Source organism: Microbacterium sp. NPDC087665 (genome assembly GCF_044743285.1).
Lineage (GTDB): Bacteria > Actinomycetota > Actinomycetes > Actinomycetales > Microbacteriaceae > Microbacterium.
This window is the reverse complement of record NZ_JBIUWD010000003.1, coordinates 221,687-237,034: the sequence shown is the minus strand read 5'-3', so window position 1 is coordinate 237,034 and position 15,348 is coordinate 221,687. Positions and strand designations below refer to the sequence as shown.

At 65.7% G+C, this 15,348-nt stretch carries 9 protein-coding genes; 1 reads left to right on the top strand and 8 read right to left on the bottom strand.

Features of this window, described 5'->3' with window-relative positions; genetic code table 11:
- The 6 genes from ACIOSY_RS07820 to ACIOSY_RS07795 form a co-directional block, all read right to left on the bottom strand.
- The coding region (locus ACIOSY_RS07820) for a DUF6923 family protein (RefSeq protein WP_400851629.1) at positions 1-2,277 on the bottom strand (2,277 nt) is incomplete at its 3' end.
- 154 nt (positions 2,278-2,431) lie between these two features.
- Positions 2,432-3,625, bottom strand: coding sequence for an HTTM domain-containing protein (locus ACIOSY_RS07815; RefSeq protein WP_400851626.1), 1,194 nt, complete (start codon positions 3,623-3,625; stop codon positions 2,432-2,434).
- The gene (locus ACIOSY_RS07810; RefSeq protein WP_400851623.1) at positions 3,622-4,452 is read right to left on the bottom strand and encodes a DUF5819 family protein; all 831 of its coding nucleotides are present in this window, start codon (positions 4,450-4,452) and stop codon (positions 3,622-3,624) included. Before ACIOSY_RS07810 ends, ACIOSY_RS07815 begins: the two co-directional genes overlap by 4 nt.
- A gap of 409 nt (positions 4,453-4,861) precedes the next feature.
- Complete coding sequence (locus ACIOSY_RS07805; protein WP_400851620.1) at positions 4,862-6,577, bottom strand: sigma-70 family RNA polymerase sigma factor; 1,716 nt, start codon at positions 6,575-6,577, stop codon at positions 4,862-4,864.
- A gap of 119 nt (positions 6,578-6,696) precedes the next feature.
- The gene (locus tag ACIOSY_RS07800) at positions 6,697-12,282 is read right to left on the bottom strand and encodes a DUF6923 family protein (protein WP_400851617.1); all 5,586 of its coding nucleotides are present in this window, start codon (positions 12,280-12,282) and stop codon (positions 6,697-6,699) included.
- Positions 12,283-12,586: 304 nt separating this feature from the next.
- Positions 12,587-13,510 (bottom strand): helix-turn-helix domain-containing protein, encoded by a 924-nt coding sequence (locus tag ACIOSY_RS07795; protein ID WP_400851614.1) that lies wholly within the window; start codon positions 13,508-13,510, stop codon positions 12,587-12,589.
- A 418-nt stretch (positions 13,511-13,928) separates the two neighbouring features.
- On the opposite strand from ACIOSY_RS07795, the gene ACIOSY_RS07790 reads away from it, so the two are divergent.
- Positions 13,929-14,198: a DUF418 domain-containing protein gene (locus tag ACIOSY_RS07790; RefSeq protein WP_400852628.1), complete on the top strand. Its 270-nt coding sequence runs from the start codon at positions 13,929-13,931 to the stop codon at positions 14,196-14,198.
- A gap of 46 nt (positions 14,199-14,244) precedes the next feature.
- On the opposite strand, the gene ACIOSY_RS07785 is transcribed toward ACIOSY_RS07790, so the two are convergent.
- Positions 14,245-14,625: a YybH family protein gene (locus ACIOSY_RS07785; protein WP_400851611.1), complete on the bottom strand. Its 381-nt coding sequence runs from the start codon at positions 14,623-14,625 to the stop codon at positions 14,245-14,247.
- Positions 14,622-15,215, bottom strand: coding sequence for a GNAT family N-acetyltransferase (locus tag ACIOSY_RS07780; RefSeq protein ID WP_400851608.1), 594 nt, complete (start codon positions 15,213-15,215; stop codon positions 14,622-14,624). The genes ACIOSY_RS07785 and ACIOSY_RS07780 overlap by 4 nt, the downstream gene beginning before the upstream one ends.
- Between the last annotated feature and the right edge of the window lie 133 nt (positions 15,216-15,348).

Here is a 15,348-nt window from a genome sequence, read left to right as displayed (position 1 = left end):
CGCCGCCGGGCTCGCCGACACCTGAGCCGCAGCAGACGGGTCCGAAGACACATCAGCCGACGCAGACGTCGACGCATCCGGGTTCGCCGCAGCCTGAGCCGCAGCCTCCGACTTCGGAGTCGCCGCAGCCGAAGCCGCAGAATCCGCATCCGGAGACGCCGCAGCCTGAGCCGCAACCTGCGCAGACGGGTTCGACGCGTCATCAGCCTTCGCCGAAGCAGAAGCCGACGCCGCAGCGTTCACGTTCGCGTCCGCGTTGACAGTCACCGACGCGTCAACCGACGAATCCGCCGTCGCGGCAACATCCGCAGCAGAAGACGCATCAGCATCCACCGCCGCCGACGCATCCGCATTCGTCGAATCCGAGTTATCCGCATTCGCCGCCGGGCTCGCCGACACCTGAGCCGCAGCAGACGGGTCCGAAGACACATCAGCCGACGCAGACGTCGACGCATCCGGGTTCGCCGCAGCCTCAGCCGCAGCCTCCGCAGACGGAGTCGCAGCAGCCGAAGCCGCCGAGTCCGCATCCGGAGACGCCGCAGCCTGAGCCGCAACCTGCGCAGACGGGTTCGACGCGTCATCAGCCTTTGCCGACGCAGAAGCCGACGCCGCAGCGTTCACGTTGCTCTCGGGCTCCTCGACCGGAGTCTCGGTGGAATCCTCCGGCGACTCGACGTCGCCGGGGTCACCCGGTTCGCCCTCAGGAACATTGCCAGTCGCGACCGCGGTGTTCACGACCGAACCGGAGGTAGCGTCCGCAGCAGTGATCACATACGGCACGGTGCTTTCACACAACGCCGACTCGTTCGGCGCCAAGGCGAGCGGCGCGCAGTCGACGTCGATGCCCGCTGCGTTCAGAAGATCATCGCGAATAGCGATGTTCTCAATGTTCGCGATGCCCGTGTTGGTCACATTGAACTGCCAGGTGATGGTGTCACCCGGATCGGTGATTCCATTGCCGTTGACGTCGACAACCTCGGAGACTTCCTTCTCAAGGTCGAGCCGCGCGGTCACCACTTGAGCACAGTCAGTCGACGCCGTGTTGTTCCCGTAGTCGGGGTCATCTTCCATACCGATGAGTTCAGCGGTATTCGTGACGCACCCCATAATGTCGTTCGCTGCGGTCACCCGCATCCGGAGCTTGACTTCCTCGCCAGCGGCCAAGGGGCCGCCGTTGAGGTAGACGACCTCCCGGCCGTCCTCGATGCCGGTGTTCATGGTGACCCCTGGGCCATCGACCAAAACGGCTCCGCTGATCCCCGGCGGCAGGAGGTCCTTGACGAACCAACCGCTCGATGAAGTACCCCCGACATTGCGCACCGAGATCTCATACTCGAAGGACTCGCCGCGAAGGAACTCCACCGGACCTGTCTTCTCGAGTGCGATGTCAGCAGGCGCTCCGATGCTGTACGCACCGTCGTTGTTTGCCGTCGACGGTGCCTGACCCACACCGACAACTTCGACAGTGTTGTCAGACGCCAATCGAAGGTGGACAATCTTGCCGGTGACGTTGGACACGAAGGACAGAAGGCCGGACCCTGTAGCCCAGGCCGCCCCATATCCGTCAGGCCTCCCCCCCGGGGTCACTGGGCTGTACAGCTCCGGCGATTCGAATTCGGCCGAGGCATAGTACTTGATCGACCCGTTCCAGACCTCGCCGGTTTCTGTGGTCACGTCGTAGCGAATGAGCCGACCATTGGGCTGGCCGCTTGGCGACATCGTTGACGCCGCCCAGAAGTAGCCATTTGAGTAGACTAGATCGTTCGGATTGTACGCCCCTGACTTAAATGCGTAGACCTTCGATTCACCCGTGGTCAGGTCAAGAGACGAAATAAATTGCAAATTGCCAACTGCGGAACTGAGAAACCACAGCTTTCCGTCATGGTATTCGAGCCCCGAATATTGATTCCAGAAAACACTGTCACCCGGCGTGACGATACCCGGAACGACAGTCTGCACGCCTCCCTGCCCGATACGGAGAATTCGGGACCCACCCGACCTCTTGCCTGGCTCCTCGATGACGTACAGATAGCCGTCATCCGGGTTGAACGCCATCGACGATGCATCTGGCGAGTCGAAGCCTGCACTAAAAGTTACGTCATACTGCCCGGTGGCCTCGTTGTATGCAAGGTCATACAGGTTGCTCGGGTAGCCCGTAGCCACATTAGGCTGGTTCTGGTGAAGCCAGACATGCGTCTCATCTGTCGGGAACGGGTCACCTGCGGCTGCATTTGCGGCTGTGATTCCTCCGATGATGGCGAGCCCGGCGACAGTCACCCCCGCGCCGATTTGTCGAGCTCTCCGGCGCCAAGGGCGCGGAGGGCCGATCGTTCGCTCCTTAGTCATTATGAGCATTCCTCTTCTCTGTCAGAAACCGGATTCCCGGAGTTCTTTCTTATTGCCGCCGTGTCGGGCTTGCACCCGCACGGCTCTACCATGCGGGGGTCTTCACCAACCGCACGGAGTCGTCTTCGCGATCGGACTCGACCGCGAAGTCTTGTTTTTCGTCGACAGCATCGGCTGCCCCTAAATCGGGGGACGCATGCGTCGAGCGGCTCAGCCGCCATGTGTCTCGAAGCGTCTTCCCCATTCCCGCCCATGACCGGTCGCGGATGAAGATCGCGTCGATCGCGACCATGGTCAGCGAGAACCACGGCAGGCCCATCAGCACGGCGATGCCGAGGTGGAACCCGAGCATCCCGAACAGGGCGATCAGGCGCGTGGGACGCGTCAGCAGCATGAACGGGAACGCCGCCTGCAGGAACAGGGTGCCGAGCGTCAGGAAAGCGACCGCCGGCCCCCAGGCCATGAAGAAGTCCGACAGAGCCGGCCACGTGCCGAAGCGCGCCGTCTCGAGCGGGTGATAGATCGCCCATCCCTCGCGCCACGGCGAGCCGCCAGCCTTGAACAGCGCCCCGGACGTGTAGACGAAGATGACCTGCGCGGCGAGGGCGACGAGGGCGAGGTTGTGCCCGACGATTCCGATCTGACGCGGTGCCGAGCCTTCACGGAACCACTCGCCCTTGCGCGCGCGACGGCGGGCGTCGAGCGACCAGCGCGCGGCCGGGTCGGCGAAGAACAGCAGGATCATCGCGATGCGGAACATGTTGTCGCCCTGATCGCCGATCATGTCGTTCGCCTCGATGAATCCCACCCAAAGGAAGAAGAACACCGGCAAGACGATGCGGAACCTCCATCCCAGGATGAAGAGCACGCTGAGCCCGATCAGCAGGACGTAGAGCGCGGAATAGAGCAGGTCATTGCCCATCGCCGAGTGGAACGCGGAGAACACCCAGATCTTCGGGAAGTCGCTGATCGGCGCGACCAGCTCCCGGTTCCATGCCGATCCCGATCCGAACGAGTAGTAGCGGGTCGCGAAGTTCGTCAGAAGCAGACCAAGTCCGGTGAGACCGAAGAGGATGCGCGTTACGGCGATGCCGTAGAGCGATTTCTTCGACTCGTGCAGCCACCGGTCGGCGGCCGAGAAGGCACGGGTGGCGGCAACGGACGCGGTCTGCGCGACCTGCGCGATGAGCGCGCCGATGAAGGCGAGCAGGCGCGGCGTGCTGGTCGTGTCGGGTCGCGTTGCGGTGGGGCCGTCATGGCTCCGGTCGTTCGTCGTCATCGGTTCAGCCCCTTCAGGTAGGTCTCGTACTGCGACCGGAACACCTCGGCGAAGCGGTCTTCGTTCTGGCCCGGCTCGACGAGCACGTCGCGCCATCCCGGGCGGATGATGGTGGGCTCCGGACGCTGCGCGTTCGGGTCGTTCCGATCGGCGAACGGCACGACGTTCTGGCGACTGACTCGGAACTGCACGGCAACCACGTCTTCCCCCCAGATCGCATGGGCGACCTGAGTCGCGTACGCGGTTGCCATACGGTCGACGCCGATGTACTTCTCGGCGTCGATGTCGTCGTCGACACGGTCAAGGTCTTCCTCGAGGGTCGCCAACCATTCATCGTCGGTGTAGTTCTCGAGCGTCAGCTCACGCTGCTTCTCGGCAAGGCCGTCCCACGAGTTCTTGAAGCTGCTCGCCAGTTCTTCGGCCTGAATTCCCGCCCGCGGCGGGAAGAGGTTGTTCTTGACCATCGACAGCTCGACGTCTGTCGCACTGACCCAACCGGTCTCGACCTCGTTGCCGGCCTCATTGACGACGAGCGCGCGGACGTTGAAGTGGTAGTCACCGTTGATGGGCTCCGGCGCGAAGACGCTCCACGACTGTCCGAACAACGGGAGCATGTACGAGCTCAAGGCGTTCTCCGGAGGAAGCTGACGCAGCGCCGAAGGCGGGTAGATCCACAGGAACGATGCGAAGACGTGCCAAGCCGTCAGGAGCACGAGCGCCGCAGAAACGATGCGAACCGTCCACCGATTCGCCGTGGCGGCTCCACCCTCGTCTGTTCTGTCGGTCTTCGTCCGTCTCCACCGCGCGAAGTGCGCTGTTCTGATCATTTTCTTTCCCCCGTTTGTGTGTTCCTGTGCTTCATGGTTCGCGAGAAGCGGTTTGCGGGTGGCGCTCTCCAGCGACACCCGCAACCTCTACACGCTTCTTTTGGGCCGCCCCCCTTGAGAGGCCCAAACCGCATGCGATAAACAGCGATCGCGATACCCGAGACGCGATTGCGCCTTGTCGTTAGCACCGCCTCCGGCGAGAATCGTGACGCGAGTATGCAGAAATTCCCGCACACCGTCTCGGAGACGTAAAGGACGCGGGAGTCACGTCATGATCGGCGTGCGCGTGAGTATATGAAGTGGGTCGACAGAGACCGGCTCGGCATAGCGCAGAGCCGCTCCGGACCTCGCCCAGCAGGGTATTCCTCCCCCAGGAAGGGGGAGCGCGTCTCGCGCTCCCCCTTTCAACTCACTCGGCCGAAAAAGCAACCTCGGTCCACGGACCGTAGTCGCGGGTGACTGGATCGGCCCACCGCAGGCGCAGCACGTGATCGCCCGGCGGCAGCGCCAGATACTCGTTCCACACACCGTCTGCCGGTACGGTCAGCGTCTGGACAGGGGTCCGACCCACAATCGACCGTTGAATCACGCTGCCTGCCGGGGCGCTCAAGCGGAAGTTGAACCGCTCGGCGTTCACGATGTCTCCGCCCAAAGGGCGGGTTGCCGTCGGAGGCGCGGTCACGGTGTACGCCAGCTCCGAGGACGGCGCAGATGTGATGTCCCGCACCGTCTGGGTGACCGACACGGAAGAGGGCCCGACGGCTCCGCCCACGATCGCCACCGACCAGCGCCCGAGGATGTCTGCCATCGTCGTCGCCACGATCTCCCCGTCCGGGTCCATGACTTGGATCAGCGCTCCGGGCGCCGCGGACTCGCCACTTACCCGGGGGTACATCCGATCGTCGGCCTGAGAGACCTCGGCCTCGACGACAGGCGGAGTGACGTTTTCGAGAGGCGGGGGCGGAGCGGCGGGCAGCACCGGCGCCGACGGCACGAGGACTGGCAGAGGCTGTCGGCGTGGGCCGTCACCGTCCCGACGCGCGGGTGGATCCGTCTCCACGAACGGCGACGGAGCAGGCGTCGGCGTCAGTGTAGGCGTCGGCGTCGGGATCGGCGCAGCGGGAGGGGCGACCGGAGACGCTTCATGCTCGCCCGCACCGAGCTGACGCATCGACACAGATGAAGGAGACGCCAATGCGGCGACTGTGATGACACCTCCGACAAGCAGCAGAAGCAGCGCGGCGAGGGCGACGCCGCGACGTCTTCGGGACGATGGTGCGTCTTCTTGTTCGATACCCGTCTCCGAGGCGGCTGCCGTCGTGACGGGCAACTGCATCTCGGGCATCGACGGAGGCCGCAGCGTCGACAGATACCCCGCAGCGCCCACCGTGCCGGCCACCGCGGGCAGAATCGCGATCGCCAGGGTCTGCGCGATCCCCCGGGCCTCTTTCAGGGCTGCCGTGCAGGCCGCGCACGTCGCCACGTGCGCCTCGACCTTCCTCGTCGCACGCGGAGCGAGTCCGTCGCGTGTGTACGCCCCGATGTCGGCGATGACGGCCCGACAGTCGGCGGAGTCCGCCCGGGCGAGCTGGGCAGTCACCCACGCATCCCGAAACCCTCGCTTGGCGCGCACGACAAGAGCCGAGATGGCATTTGATGACAGTCCCAGCGGCGCTGTCATCTCGCGCGGCGGCAGCCCGTCGACTTCGCTGTACCAGAGCGCCTCCTGCCATCTCGCGGGGAGCGAACGGAACGCCTCTTCCGCCGCCTGGCGGTGCTGCTCGCGGATCGCCGCCTGTTCGCCGTCGACGGCATCGCCATCGATCATGAGGTCGAAATCGGCATCTCGCCGGGGCACATCGCGCTTGTAGAGCGTACGGCCGACGTTGCGCACCGTGGTGATCAGGTACGGACGGAATGCCCCACGAGGCCCGTTGCCCTTCTGCAACGACACCAAGAGGCGCTCGAACGCCTCGGAGACGATGTCATCCGCATCGAGGCCGACGAATCCGCGCGCCACCGACAGCGCGGGGCCGGCATGACGTTCCCAGAGCACACCGAACGCCCGCATGTCGCCTTCACGCACACGGTCCAGGAGCTCCTCATCCGTCCTCGATGAGGACATCTTGCTTTCTTCGAATTCCACTTCTCTTCCTCCCCAGGGAATGCGCCCGCTCGCGCGTTCGAATGGCAGTGGCGACCACGGAGGCACCGTGGTCGCCACTGCTCACCTCTGAATTGCCACTACACGATGGCGTTCTCCGCGCGTCGACGCGCGATCAGCCACAGCCCGAGGGCGAGCAGACCGGCACCGGCGATACCGCCGCCGATCCATGCCGCCCCGCCGGTGATGGCCAGTCCGGGCGGCACCACGATCGTGGTCGTCGCACACTCGCCGTCGGACGACCCGTTCGAACAGTTCGATCCGGATCCGTCGGGGGTGACCACGACGTTGCGGATCTCACCGACCGACCGCAGCGTGACGGAGTAGGTCACGGTCACACTCTCGCCGACCCCGACCGCGCCCTCCCACGACAGCACCGGACGCTCGTACTCGGCGCCGCCGGTGGCATCGCCGTTGTATGTGCCCACGGCGAGCGACGACGTGAGGTCGTCGGTGAACGATGCGGGCCGATCCTCGGTGTACGCGACGCGACCGGTGTTGGTGACCGTGATGCTGAAGGTCACCCGGTCGCCGATCGACGCACGCTCGGACGAGACGCCCTTCGTCACCCGATAGCTCGCGATCGGAGTCTCGGTGACGCAGTCGCCCTCGAGGGCGCATGCGCCGCCGGGACCGTCACCGGTCACGGCATTGCGCAGGTTCCCGTCACCGGTCGCCGGCTGATTCACCGTCACCGAGTACGTGATCGTGACGACCTCGCCGACCTCGAGAGGCCCGTCCCACGTGAGCGTCGAGCCCGTGACCTCGGCACTCGATGTCGCGTCGTGGTTGTACGTCGCGTCGTCGAGCACGCCCGAGAGGTCATCGATGACGGATGCCGGAGCATCCGCCGTGTACGCAACCTGGCCGATGTTCTCGACCGTGACCGTGTAGGTCACGACCCCGCCGAGGACGACGTCCTGCACATCGGCCGACTTCGTGACCGCGTACGCGGCGACGGGTGTATCGGTGATGCACGCGCCCTCCACGCACTCTCCACCGGGAGACGACGGAGCAACGACGTTGCGGAGTGTGAAGTCACCCGTGACCGGGTCGTTCACGGTCACCGTGTACGTGACCTGGATCGTCTCACCGACCTCGAGAGGTCCGGCCCACGTGAGCGTGCCGTCTGCGACCTCGCCACCGACCGAGACGTCGCCGTTGTACGTCGCGTCATCGAGCACCCGCGAGAGGTCATCGGTGAACGACGCCGGGGCGTCATCGGTGTAGGGCAGCACACCCGTGTTGGTGACGGTGACGGTGTACGTCACGATGTCTCCGGGGAGCGCCGTTCCGGGCGATGCCGACTTGGCGATCGAGTACGACGAGGCCGGCACGTTCGCCACGCAGTCCGGGTCCGTCGATCCCTCCGCACAATTCGCGCCGGAGTCCGGCGGCGTCACCACGGTGTTGTCCAGGCGTCGATCGCCCGTGGCCGGGTCGCTGACCGTCACGGAGTACGTGATGGTCACCGTCTCTCCCACGCCCAGCGCGCCCGACCAGCCGAGCTGCGGTGCGGTATAGGTGAGGCCCGCGCCCGAGGTGCTCGCCGCGTCACCGTTGTAGGTCGCGTCGTCGAGCACCTCGGAGAGGTCGTCGGTGAAGGATGCCGGGGCATCCGCCGTGTAAGCGACCTGACCGATGTTGGTGACCTCGATGGTGTACTCGACGGTGTCACCCGGAACGACCTCGGTGGAGGTGGTGGACTTCACGACGCGGTACGAGCCCACCGGCGTCGTCGTCTCGCAGGTGCCTTCGCAACTGCCGCCCGGGCCCGGGGGCGTGACGGCGTTGACGAGCACGAAGTCGCCTGTCACCGGGTCATCGACCGTCACCGAGTAGGTCACCTCGATCGTCTGACCGACCGCCAGCGCACCCGTCCAGCTGAGGGTGCTGCCCGCGACGGTCGCGCCGTTGGTGGCGTCATCGTTGTAGACCGCGTCATCGAGCACGCCCGACAGGTCGTCCTCGAAGACCGCGGGCTCGTCATCCGTGTAGGCCACGTCGCCGGTGTTGGTGAGGGTCACGGTGTACGTGACGACGCCGCCCGGCAGCACGGTGGCCGAATCGGATGCCTTCGACACGGTGTACGACGCGATCGGAGTCTGCGTCACGCACTCGGCAGTCGGGTCGCAGCTGCCGCCGGGGACCGACGGCACGACCGCATTGACCAACTCGCGGTCGCCCGACAGCGGGTCGTTGACCGTCACCGAATACGTGACGGTGACCGTCTCGGCGATCGCCAGTGGCCCCGACCAGGTCAGCGTGCCACCGGTGACGGAGCCACCCGCCGAGACATCGTCGTTGTAGGTCGCGTCGTCGAGCACACCCGAGAGGTCGTCATCGAACGCGGCCGGGACCGCATCGGTGTAGTCGACCTGGCCGGTGTTGGTCACGACCACCGTGTAGGTGACGACGTCTCCGGCCATGACCGACGCGACATCGGCGGACTTGGCCACCGTGTACGACGAGACCGGGGTCGTGGTGCCACACGCGTCCGGCAGGCATTCGCCCGTCGGGTCGCCGGGGACGACGACGTTGACAAGCTCCGCGTCGCCCGCGGTCGGATCGTCGACCGTGACCGAGTACGTCACGGTCGCGGTGGCGCCCACGGCGAGAGGACCCGCCCAGCTGAGGGTGTTGCCGGTGACCGAGCCGCCGACCGAGACGTCTTCGTTGTAGGTCGCGTCATCGAGCACACCCGAGAGGTCGTCCTCGAACGACGCCGGGTCGGCATCCGTGTAGTCCACGGCGCCCACGTTCGTGACCGTGACGGTGTACGTCACGACCGCGCCGGGCGTCGTCGTCTCGGAGTCCACCGACTTCGCGACCGTGAAGCCCTGGATCGGCGTGACGGTGCACTGCTCGGTGGCCGGGTCGCACGGACCGGTCGGCGGCGTTCCCGGAGGTACCAGGAAGTTCGTCGACACGTTGTTGCCGCGATCGCCGAACGCGTTGACGGTGACCGTGTAGGTGACCTCTGCCGTGGCGCCGGGCGCAAGCGTGCCGCGGATGGCGAGCACGTCGTCGGTCGGTCCATCGACGGTGACCGATGCCGTGTCGGACTCGGCCGCTCCCGTGAGGGTGGCGTCGTCGAGCACGTCGCTGAGGTCGTCGTCGCGCAGCACATCGACGGTGGTCGCGCCCGTGTTGGTCACGACAACCGTGTAGGTGAGCTCGGTGCCGGTGCGCACGGGCGTCTCCGACGTCTCCACCGACTTGGTGTAGGTCACACCGGTGATCGGCGTCGTCGTGCAGTCGGGCTGTTCGGCATCGGTCGGCACGCACTCGCCATCGGTCGGCGGGGTCTCGCCCGGTGCGAGCAGGAAGTTCGACGCGATGCTGTCACCGCGTTCGTCGTCCGGCAGCACCGTGACCGTGTAGGTGACCGTCGACGTCTGACCCACCGGCACCGATCCCGTGATCGAGATCTCGGCACCGTCGCGGACGACCGTGAGACCGGCCGAGGCCACAGGCTCGGTGGTCACCGCCGCGTCGTCGAGCACGTAGGTGAGGTCGTCGATCGCGTCGACAGCCGCGGGCGACTGCCCGTCGTTGTCGAAGAACAGCGTGTACGTGATGGTCGATCCGGCCACCACCGGGTCGGACGACGGCTGGGCCGTCTTCCACTGCGTCAGCAGCGCCCCGGGAACCTGCACGCGGTCGCAGCTCTGCGCACCGGGGAGCGTCGCGTCCTCGGGAATGCACGCGAGGTTGCGGAGGATCTGGTCGCCCTCACCCGTGTACGTCACGGAGTACGTGATGGTGGCCTGCTCGCCCGCGGCGAGCGCACCGCTCCACGAAAGCGTGTCGCCCGTGCGCGTGGCGGTTCCGGTATCGGCCGTCAACGAAGCGTCGTCGAACGTCGCGTCGTCGAGCACCTCGCTCAGGTCGTCGGATGCCGTCGCCGGGGCGGCCGCGGTGTAGTCGCCGGGGCCGGCGTTGCGCACGACGACGGTGAACGTCGCCTGCTCACCGATCTCGGGCAGCTCGGACGTGTCAACGGACTTGTCGATCGTGAGACGCGGCAGTTCGAAGATCTCCAGTGCGCAGGGCTGACCTGTCGCGTCGTCGATGCCGTCGGTCGCCGGGTCGCAGGTGGGCGGAGTCGTCACGCCCGGATCCTCGGGAATCCAGGTCACGTTGCTCACCTCGCCGTCGCCGCCGGGCTGGAGGGTGACGCTGTAGGTGATCTCAACGGATGCGCCCACTGCGAGCGCGCCCGACCACGAGATCAGGGGCGATTGGTATCCGAGCGTTCCGGGGGCCGATGCCGCCACGTCGGCGTTGTAGCCGGCATCGTCGAGCACACCCGACAGGTCGTCGAAGACCACGGCGGGGTTGTCGGTCGTGTAGTCGCCGGCGCCCGTGTTGGTCGCGGTGACGGTGTAAGTCACGACATCGCCCGGCCGTGAATCCGGGGTGGCGTCGGAGGTCTTCGTGACGGAGAGCGCGAGAGCGCACGACTCGGCGCTGTCCTCGTTGTTCGCGGGGTTCGGGTCTTCCTCGTTGCCGAGGACCGAGGCCGTGTTGACGACGCAGGCGGGCGGTGACACGTTCGTGTCGGCCTCGATCGTGAACGTCGCGGACTCGCCGACTGCCAGTCGTGCGCCGCTTACTGTGACGGTGTTTCCGTCGATGTTCTCACTAACCTCACCGACAACCGTCGGATTGCTCAGGCCGCTGGGCAACGTATCGGTGACGGTCCAACCGCTCGAGACCCCGGCACCGTTGTTGGTCACGGTGATGTCGTAGCTGATGCGTTCCCCCGACACGAAGGTGACCGGACCGGTCTTGGTGATCGCGAGGTCTGCCGGCAGACCAGGGATCGCCGTCCCGTCATTTCCGCTCGAGGGAGGCCCGGCGCTGGTGGAGATCCATGTGAATGTGGGGGTCGCCGACCCCGGGTCAGTGATCTTCATCTGCACGATGGTTCCGGTGGCGTTGTGAGAGAAGCCCAGGTTGCCGTTGCCGAAGCGCCACGCGGCACCCCATGCCCCGGTGAGTGTGGTCGGGATGACGCTGGGGAACCTCGTCGTCGCGCCGCTGGTCGGATCGATACGAATGAGGGTGCCTGTCGGGTGGGCGGCATTGTAGTCATACGCCCAGAAGTACCCCCCGAGATACTCCATGTCGGCGATTGTGAAGTCCGTGAGCGACGGTGTCACCGACGCCACCTGCGCGCCGGTTGTGACGTTGATGCTGCGAATGGTCGGAGTCGTGTTCGTGCCGCTGGCGATGTAGAGCCGTCCGTTGTCCGTGTTGAACGCCCCGACGAACTGTGCGGGCGGCGCGAACGTCGACGTCCCGACTCGCGTAACGGTGCCCTCCTGACCGATGCGAACGATCGCGCCGTTCGGAATGGATCCAATCGCTGAGGTGGCTACGCCATAGATGTAGTTGTTGGCGGTGTTGAAACTGATGGCGTTGTAGTTGCCGGAGTTGAGAGCGTTCCCCTCACCCGTGAACGCGAACGTTCCGTCGCCCGTCGTCTCTGCACGGAATAGGCGCGTCGCGCCGCCGGTTGCGGACTGCGCGACGAACACCGTGGGCGCGCTCGGGTCGAAAGGATCGCCCGCTGCCGCCTGCGCGGGAGAAGCGGCCGCGATATTCAGTCCCACGAGTGTTGCGGTGGCGAGACTCACCGCAGCGAGAGCAGCGAGCACCTGCCTAAATCCGCCGTGAGCACGTTGCGCTCGCCCCCGAGCACGATCTGTCGTCATCATTGTCGTCTCCCCGTCGATCTGGTCCTGAAATCAGGCGCGCCGCACCTGGTATACCGCTATGCCGGAGCCTAGAGCGGCCCTCCACCTATGGCATATCGGTTTGCACGAAACGTGACGCGACTTCGGCGAGATTTGCATGAACTGATGTCTCGCCCCCGATCAGCGGCGGGTGCCCGCCAGAATCGGTACATCAATTCGCGGAGGTGCGACGCCCCCGCCAAGAGGTGCCGCCGACCGAAACGACTCAGCTCTGGGTCGTCTTGCGCATAGCCCGGTAGAGCGACTGCCGAGTGCCGAAGCCCGCGAGCTTCGCCACCTCGGACAACGGAAGGCCCGGGTTACGGTTCATGATTTCCGCTGCGGCCTTGAGCCGCACGGCACGGAGCTCGTCGGAGAAAGTCGTCCCATGTGCGCTGAGAGCGGATTGCACCGTGCGAACCGAGACGCCGAGTACATGCGCGACGGGCACCAGTGAGAGGTACGGCGAGGGATAGTCCTGAAGCACGATGCGCATCACCCGGTCGAAGATGTCAGGGGGGTCTGCCGGCTCCCCGACCACCGCAGCGACGAGTGAACGGGCGACCTCGCAGGCCGCATCACTCAGGGGCGATGACCCGGGCTCTACACTTTCCGACTCGATGGCGCAGAGCGACTTCACGAAGTTGATCAACGGTCTCAGAGCCGACTCTGAAGGCGTCTTCTCGCCGACGTGCTCGAAGTCGACGCGCCGCTCCCCAACGAGTTCCGTGTCGTCGAGGCTCACGAAGACGAGATCCGTCGGCGTCGACGCGTCGAATGTCACCGCGTCGGTGCCGGGCGGCACCACGAACCAGGTGGAACGGCGCGCGATGATCGGAGCGTTCGCCGACACTGTAAGCCCGGTGCCCTCGGCCGCGATCATGACCACTCGGTTGCGCGACAGCTCATCACGCGGCCAGACGACCGTCGAAGCCGGCAGCTGCACGTGGGCGAAAAGGAAGCGTCCGATGCGGACCATGTTCGCCCGAAGCACCGCACTCGTATCTTCGACATCCGAGAAGCGGATGTTCGCGGACGCCATGTAGGCGTTGAGGGGCCGGAGGCCGAGGAGGTCTTCTCGCCCAGCGGCGCGGAACTTCACGAGTTCCAGGCTTCCACCGCGAACGGCGGTCGAACGCGTTCGTCGCATTCTGCCCCTCTCGATCCCCCAGCCGACAGTCGTCCACGACTACCCGCGGCGCAAACCCCACTCAATGTCGACGATGGTAGCCGGTGTGGCCGGCCAGCGATGTCGTGCATATCGTCCGGGTATGGAGAATCAGATGCGCCTTCGCAACAGTTGTCGCGATGAACTCAGGGTATGGCAGAAAATGCTGTACCGCTCCCCCTTCCGCCCATCGGCATTCCGGCGCGCCCTCGCATCCCCTCGTTCGACGTCAACCGCGGATACGTCATCGTGGCACCTTGGCGAGCAACATCTGGCTGTTCCAGGCATTCGTCGATGACGGGGGAGTTTCTCGACCTGCTCACCATCATGTTCGGGATCGGACTCGATATCCAGCGGCAGGCGACCGTGAGGTGAGGAGGCCGGTGGCCAGGCACCGTTCCTGGCCGCCCCCTTCATGGCGTTCGGCATCCTGACTCTCAGCTGCTACGTGCTCCAGAACATCCTCGGACGACTCGCGCAGTTCTTCCTCGGCAACTCGCCTCTCTCGCCGATGCTGGATCCACTGGTCGGCACTCTGCTCATGTTCGCCGTGATCGCCACCCTCGTGATCCTGTTCGCGAAAGTCTGGCTGCGGTTCTTCCGCAAGGGCCCGCTCGAGTACATCTGGGATGTCAGCTTCAGGTTCCTCACCCGGGGCAGCACCGCATGACATCCGCTGTCGGTCATTCCTGCACCGCGAGCGCGACGTCGGCATTTCATCCGTCGGAGACGGAGAGAGCACTGAGGTGCTCGTGCACGAGACGCCACCCGTCGTCGGTCATCACGAAGGTATTGGTCGCTCGACCGGAACCGCTGGTCGGGTTGCCCTGCACTGTGCCGCTCCAGCGATAGGTGTAGATCGCGACGGCCACGCCATCTCCGTCGGCGACCCACTCGATATCCTCGGCCCAATAACGCTCGTCAGGGATCAGCGCCCAGGTTCGCTCGAAGTAGTCCCGCACCGCGGCCTGTCCGATGCAGGTGGCATCGCCGAAGAAATAGAGCGGTTCTGGAGCGAGGATGCGTGCGACCTGATCGAAGTCGTGCGAGTTGGTGGCGTCGAGGTACTGCTCGAGCGCGACGGCGGGACGGGTCATGGAACAGGTGCTCCTCTGTCTTCTCGGCGGCCCTCTAGAGCGGCGCTCATCCGCCAGATCTGCGGGCCTGCGGCCTTCTCGGAATGAGACACGACCCGGAAGCCGTGTCGTGCGTAGAGGCTCACGTTGCGCGCGTCCGAGGTTTCGAGGCGTACCTCGTACGCACCGCGCTCGGCGATCGCGGAGAGCGCGAACTCGAGCAGCGCCCCTGCAATGCCCCTACCCTGGCTCGCGGGCCGCACGCCGAGAGTCTCGAGCCGCCACGCATCCGGCGACGACGGGGCCTGATCGAGGCGATCGAGGCGATCGCCGTGCAGCGCGACGATCTGCTTCACCATGTCACCATCGGGATCCGGCGCGTGCGGCGGGAGCAGCGCGATCACTCCGTCGCAGTCGTCGGTGATGGCCACGATCCCATGCTTCTGGGCGTATCTCAGGTACAGGAACTGGAGCGCGCGCAGCCGCTCCTCATAGTCCTCTTCGGGCAAGACATGACGGGTCCAGGAGTACCCCTCGAATGCGTCTGCCAGCGTGTCGGCGGCTGCGTTCAGATCCGCCGTCGTCGCACGTCGCACCAGAAGAACACCCACGCCTCGAGTCTATGTCTGCAGCTCTCCGCAGACCTGCTGGATGGCTGGCTGGTTGGCTAGCTAGCTTCTCGCGCTCCGCTTCAGGCCAGGGATCGTGCTCGGCTCTGCGAACCAATCTGCCGGCAGCTCATGC